This window comes from Oscillibacter sp. (assembly GCF_032060045.1).
GTDB lineage: Bacteria > Bacillota > Clostridia > Oscillospirales > Oscillospiraceae > Oscillibacter.
Genome location: NZ_DAMBZJ010000061.1, coordinates 1 through 6,098, shown reverse-complemented (window position 1 = coordinate 6,098; position 6,098 = coordinate 1). Strand labels below are relative to the sequence as shown.

5 protein-coding genes are annotated in these 6,098 nt (G+C 58.1%); 2 read left to right on the top strand and 3 right to left on the bottom strand.

Annotated elements, in window-relative coordinates:
* The coding region (gene lysS / locus RT018_RS15225) for a lysine--tRNA ligase (protein WP_312943166.1) at window positions 1-1,348 on the top strand (1,348 nt) is incomplete at its 5' end.
* Between the two features lie 233 nt (window positions 1,349-1,581).
* Here the strand turns inward: lysS and RT018_RS15220 are convergent.
* Both RT018_RS15220 and RT018_RS15215 read right to left on the bottom strand, forming a co-directional pair.
* A complete protein-coding gene (locus RT018_RS15220; RefSeq protein ID WP_312943165.1) occupies window positions 1,582-2,166 on the bottom strand; it encodes an AAA family ATPase in 585 nt (194 codons plus the stop codon).
* A 95-nt stretch (window positions 2,167-2,261) separates the two neighbouring features.
* Window positions 2,262-2,954: a hypothetical protein gene (locus tag RT018_RS15215; protein ID WP_312943164.1), complete on the bottom strand. Its 693-nt coding sequence runs from the start codon at window positions 2,952-2,954 to the stop codon at window positions 2,262-2,264.
* Window positions 2,955-3,220: 266 nt separating this feature from the next.
* On the opposite strand from RT018_RS15215, the gene rsmH reads away from it, so the two are divergent.
* Window positions 3,221-4,258, top strand: coding sequence for a 16S rRNA (cytosine(1402)-N(4))-methyltransferase RsmH (gene rsmH, locus RT018_RS15210; RefSeq protein ID WP_312943163.1), 1,038 nt, complete (start codon window positions 3,221-3,223; stop codon window positions 4,256-4,258).
* A 277-nt stretch (window positions 4,259-4,535) separates the two neighbouring features.
* Here rsmH and RT018_RS15205 read toward each other — a convergent pair whose 3' ends face one another.
* On the bottom strand, window positions 4,536-5,975 hold the full coding sequence (locus tag RT018_RS15205; RefSeq protein WP_312943162.1) for an aminoacyl-histidine dipeptidase: 1,440 nt from the start codon (window positions 5,973-5,975) through the stop codon (window positions 4,536-4,538).
* Window positions 5,976-6,098 lie beyond the last annotated feature (123 nt).

Genomic DNA, 6,098 nt, shown 5'->3' with positions numbered 1-6,098 from the left:
AGCCAATTTTGACGCCATGGAGGGCCAATCCGTGAAGGTGGCGGGCCGTCTCATGAGCAAACGGGGCATGGGCAAGGTCAGCTTCTGCGACTTGCAGGACCGGGACGGCCGCATCCAGCTCTACGCCCGCCAGGACGAGATGGACGAGGAAGTTTACCGGACGTTTAAAAAGTATGACATCGGCGACATCGTGGGCGTGGATGGCGATGTATTCCGCACCCAGCGGGGCGAGATGAGCGTCCGGGTGAAGGACATTGTACTTTTGTCCAAGGCGCTGCTACCCCTGCCGGAGAAGTTCCACGGACTGACGGATAAGGAGCTGCGCTACCGCCAGCGGTATGTGGACTTGATTGTAAACCCTGAGGTGAAGCGTGCCTTCCTTCTGCGCTCCAAATTCATTCAGCACCTGCGCCGGTATCTGGATGATCTGGGCTATATTGAGGTGGAAACCCCGGTTTTGAACACCATTTCCGGCGGCGCGTCTGCCCGTCCCTTCATCACACACCACAACGCGCTGGATTTGGACATGTACATGCGCATAGCCACGGAGTTGCCCTTAAAGCGGCTGATCGTGGGCGGAATGGACCGGGTGTATGAAATCGGCCGCATTTTCCGCAACGAGGGCATGGACCCCAAGCACAATCCGGAGTTTACCACCGTGGAGCTGTATCAGGCATTTACAGACTTCCACGGCATGATGGACGTGGCCGAAGGGCTGCTCTCTTCCGCTGCCAAGGAGCTTTTGGGTACCTATGAGACCGAGTGGATGGGCGAGAAAATCGACCTGACCCCCGGCTGGCCTCGCCTGACCATGGTGGACGCCGTGAAACAGTATGCCGGTGTGGACTTTGGGGCCATCACCGATGATGCGGAGGCTGTGGCCGCCGCAAAATCCATAGGCGTGGAGTTGGCGGACAGCGCAGAGAAGACCTGGGGCAACGCATTGTACCAGTGCTTTGATCAGCGGGTGGAGGAGCATCTCATTCAGCCCACCTTTATCACCATGTACCCCGTGGAAGTATCCCCTCTCACCAAGCGCAGCCCTCAGGACCCCCGGCTTACCGAGCGGTTTGAGTTTTTCATCTGCCGCAGCGAAATGGGCAACGCTTATTCCGAACTGAACGACCCCATTGACCAGCGCGCGCGCTTTGAAAAGCAGGCGGAGCTGCGGGAGCGGGGCGACGACGAGGCGGAGATGCTGGACGAGGATTTCCTCACCGCCATGGAATACGGCATGCCCCCCACCGGCGGCATGGGCATCGGCATCGACCGGGTGACCATGCTCTTGACCGGGTCGGACACCATCCGGGATGTGATTCTTTTCCCGACCATGAAGCCCATCGACTGACAAAGTCATTGCGGCCGCTGTTCGGATTTTGTCCTCTTCCGCAGGTTATGGAAGAACGTTCTTTTATAAGCCAAAAAGCTGGCCGCCGGGGATTCCGGCGACCAGCTTTCTCTATTAGTTTCTCAGTCCACGCTGTATGCGAGCAGCCGTGCGTGCAGTTCCGCGCTCCGTGAGATGCGCAGGCGAGTGCTACACCCGATAGACGGACAGCTTCCCTCTGCGCGCCAGTCTGCTCACTTTCCGTCGTGCGTTTCAAACCGCAAATCGCAGCAGTCGGAAACTCCGCAGGCTGCAATATACTGCTCCTCCAGCGGAATCCATCGCTCCCGGAACTGAATCGCCGCTTCCGGCCCATTGCGCCGCCGGATACGGCGAAGCTGCTCTTCCCTCTCCACCGTAAGAAACACCTTCAGATCGTAGTATTCCCGTAGAGACGGGTGGCAGGCATAGGCTCCCTCAATGACCGTAACCGCCCCGGGAGCCACATGAACAGCCTCTTTAAGCGCTTGCAGCTTGCAATCATAGGGACGGTAGGAAACCGCCTCCCCCCGGCTGAGAGGCAGCAAAACCTCCTGTAAAGCCCGCTCGCGGTCCACGTTGCCGCCCGGCGTGTTCAGCCGCTCCTCCGTGCGCTGGTGGGGCTGCAGAAAAAAGTGGTCCATGTGAACCACGCCGCAGCCGCACAACTCCCGCAGCTCCTCTGCCAGCGTGGTCTTCCCCGCTGCACACCGTCCGTCGATTGCCACCAGAACGGGCCGCTTTGCCTGAAGAAGCCGCTGAATTTCCGATTCTATCTGTTCTGCCGTGGTAAGGTCCATGTCAGCCTCCTACTGTGCGGATGCATTGGTTTCCCGCGTCGGTCCGGCGCGATGCAATGCACCCGGCTTTATTTCTTGTTTTTGCACTTGCTCGATCACGGTGTTTTCCCATCCTTTGGGTTTCCCGCATCCACCTGTTGGTAGGACGCCGGATTTTCTGAGAAATACGCCAGAGCGCCGCGCATGGGAGTGGTCAAATACCACAGCCGCATGTCCAGTTTAATCTGCTGCCCTTCATCGGAGACGGTGACCAGTAGCCTGTCCTCTTCAAACTCCGCCGCCACAATCGTGACCCAATGCCAGCTTTGTAGGTTTTTCTCCCTGCCCCGGTGCAGATTTAAAAAACCCACCGGGCAGTCGGACTTAAGCCCGGCTTTTATAAACTCCGCCAATTGGGAAACGGCAGGGCGGCCCCGCGTCATGCGCCCGGGAAGCGCAAGCGTATGCGACTCCAGCATAATTCCCCGCTCTGCGGCATATGCGGCAACTCCGTCCGAAAACAGTTCCACACGGTTCAGCCCTGCTCTACCGGGGGTAAGATGAGGGTATACATCCTCCATGTGCCGGGAAAAATCAGCGCGGTCCATGCTTCCATAACCGTATAGGGGCAACAGCGCCGGATGCGACAAGGACAGATACGCCAGAATATTGGACGCACAGGTAGGCCCGCAGCCCGCTCTGCGGCTCCAATCGGTGGAATACCACTCCTGTGCGCCGCCGAAAAACGAGCGGCCCGGGTCTTTGTCCGCAATGCTTAGCAGCGCAGGGTGGGAAATCGAAAGTTCCATGGTTATGCCTCACATACTGATTCAATCATAGAGACAGTATAGCTTATTTGGGCGGAAGAAACAAGTGCGCACCACACCAAACCCCTGCCGATTCGACAACTTCTGTTTTGCAAAAGCCTCCCGGCACAACAGTTAGACCTTCTCTTTTTGCCGGTTTTGTGCTATGATAGCCTCGATACAGCCGTTCCGAAATGGTTTTCTTCGGAATCGGCGCTGATTGGCGAACTGTAAACCGCCATCATAAAAGACAAACAAGGAGCTGCGCCATGGAACAGGAACATAAGCGCCGCCCGCGCTATCAGGGCACTCATCCTCGTAACTTCCGAGAAAAATACAAGGAACTGAATCCGGAAAAATACGGCGACGATGTGGAAAAAGTGCTCCAGAGCGGGAAAACACCCGCTGGGATGCACATTCCCATCATGGTGGATGAAATTCTGGACTTTCTGAGCGTTCAGCCCGGACAAACCGGACTGGACGCAACCTTGGGCTATGGCGGGCACTCCCGGAAAATTCTGGAGCAACTTCAGGGCCGGGGACACCTGTACGCCACTGATGTGGACCCCATCGAGTCCGAGAAAACCCGCCTGCGGCTGGAGGAGGCGGGTTTTGGCCCGGAGCTTTTCACCCTCCGACGGATGAATTTTTCCCAGTTGGACGAGGTTGCGCCCGGCGTTCTCTTCGACTTTATTCTGGCAGACTTAGGCGTTTCCTCCATGCAGATCGATGACCCCGCCCGAGGCTTTACCTTTAAATCCGACGGACCGCTGGACCTTCGGCTGGATCCCACTTCCGGTATCCCCGCCGCGCAGCGCCTGCAGGAGCTGGACGAAGAGGAGCTGACCGCCCTTCTGGAGGAAAACGCCGACGAGCCGTATGCCGCCCGTATCGCGGAGACTGTTCTGGAAGAGCTTCGCCGGGGTGGAGTGGTGAACACCACAAAGCGCCTTGCGGAGCTGGTGGGACATGCGCTTTCCTTCCTCCCCAATGGAGAGCGCGAGGCGGAAATTAAAAAGTCCTGCCAGCGGACATTTCAAGGCCTGCGCATTGATGTAAACAGTGAATTTGAGGCGCTGTACAACTTTCTCGAAGAACTTCCAGGCGTTCTAAAGCCCGGCGGGCGCGTGGCCATTCTGACTTTTCACTCCGGCGAGGACCGGATTGTGAAAAAAGCGTTTCGCCAGCATCTACGCGAGGGTGCTTACAGCACCGTGGCGGGCGAAGTGCTCCGCCCCTCTGCGCACGAGTGCTTTCAAAATCCCCGGGCGCGGTCGGCCAAGCTGCGCTGGGCTGTGCGATCCTAATCTGCCCGCACGGGAGCGCCAGTGCGTCCCCATAGAACGCCCGGCAAGATACACCGGCAGGGGTAACAAACGCGGAAACTGCCGCGAACAGACGCAGGTAAATCCGCTCCGGACATCTAAACGCACAGGTCCCCCCTCCGCGTCATTTCCGGCGGCAGGCATCACATATAATAAGCGCAATGAGAGAGGACCGGCCTATGGCCGGTCCTCTCTCATTTTAATCTCTGTTTTCCATCCGGTTTTTTCCGAAAAGTCCGTTCGCAGAAACGCGACGCCGTTATTTGGCCCGTCGCAGCACTTCAACGACAAATTTCCACATCCGTTCGGTGGAGGAAATACTCATCCGCTCCCGGGGTGTATGGATCTCCATCAGGTCCGGACCGATGGAAACGCAGTCAAGCCCCGGCAGTTTGCCGCAAAACAGTCCGCACTCTACACCCGCGTGAATTGCCTCAATCTCCGGGGCCTTGCCGTACAGATCCCGGAAGACCTCCGTCATCAGCTCCCGCAGGGGCGACTCCGCGCGATACTCCCACGCGTCGTACTCACCAATAAATTCCGTATCTCCGCCGAGCATCGCCGTCAGGCAGGCCAGCCGGTCTTTCAGCATCGCCTTTTGACTACCCACGCTGCTGCGCACGCAAAAGGACGCTTCCATGGTCTCCTCCCGTGTCGCCAAAATCCCCAGATTCAGTGAAGTTTGCACTAGTCCCGGAATTTCCGCGCTCATGACCTGCACGCCGTTTGGCGCGCAGGCGAGAAAGCACAGACACCGGGCAGTGGACTCCGCATCCATGGGCACGCCCTCCAACTGTGCAACAGCTACTGTCAGAGTCATCCCCTTGTCTGTTACCCGGTATTCGTTTTTCAGTTCTCTGGCAAGCCGCTCCACGGCAGCCCGTGCCGCTCCCCCGTCTGCAGCCAGCACGGTGGCCGTGGTTTCCCGGGGAATGGCGTTGTCCTTTAATCCGCCGTCCACCGCCACAAGGCGCACCTCCGTTGCCTGACGCATAGCCAGCAGTGCCCGACCCATCAGCAGGTTGGCGTTTCCCCGGCCCTTATCAATCTCCTGCCCGGAATGTCCTCCCGCAAGGCCGCTCACCGTGACGGTAAGGGCCGTCCCCGCAAAGGCACTTCTGCGAATGGGAAGCGTGCATTTGGTCATGCAGCCTCCCGCGCATCCCACGGTGAACACGCCTTCGGCCTCGGAGTCCAGATTCAAAAGCCTCCGACCTTTCAGGGAAGACACGTCCAGCGCGGACGCACCCAGCATCCCAATTTCCTCATCCGTGGTGAACACCGCTTCCAGACGGGGATGCTTCACGTTGTCCGCATCCAGAAGTGCCAGCATCATGGCCACGGCAATGCCGTCGTCGCCGCCCAAGGTGGTTCCCTTCGCCGAAATCCAGTCCCCTTCCACCGTCAGATTCAGCCCCTCCCGGGCCATGTCCTTGTCGCAGTCGGGGACCTGTTCGCACACCATGTCCAGATGCCCCTGCAATATCACCGACGCCGCGTCCTCATAACCGGCAGTCGCCTCTTTGACAATGATAAGGTTGTTATAAGCGTCCTGATAACATGCAAGCTTCCTTTGCTGCGCAAAGTCCGCGCACCAGTCGCTCACCGCCTTTGTATTTCCCGAGCCGTGGGGGATGGCGCACAGCTCCTCAAAAAACCGAAAGACTTTTTTAGGCTCTAATTCCTCCAAAACCGCCATGTAACCCTTCCTTTCTGATTGCGCGGAGCTATCTGCAAGCCCGCCATTAAAATTGCTTTTTTGCGCAACGCGGACTTTTCAGTCCGTACTATTTTCTTGGTCCCGGATAACGCCAAGACCGTG

Bases quoted from the DNA above. Each gene is read 5' to 3' on its own strand.
- RT018_RS15220 (WP_312943165.1), bottom strand. From the start codon at position 2,166: ATGGACCTTACCACGGCAGAACAGATAGAATCGGAAATTCAGCGGCTT.
- RT018_RS15215 (WP_312943164.1), bottom strand. From the start codon at position 2,954: ATGGAACTTTCGATTTCCCACCCTGCGCTGCTAAGCATTGCGGACAAA.
- rsmH (WP_312943163.1), top strand. From the start codon at position 3,221: ATGGAACAGGAACATAAGCGCCGCCCGCGCTATCAGGGCACTCATCCT.
- RT018_RS15205 (WP_312943162.1), bottom strand. From the start codon at position 5,975: ATGGCGGTTTTGGAGGAATTAGAGCCTAAAAAAGTCTTTCGGTTTTTT.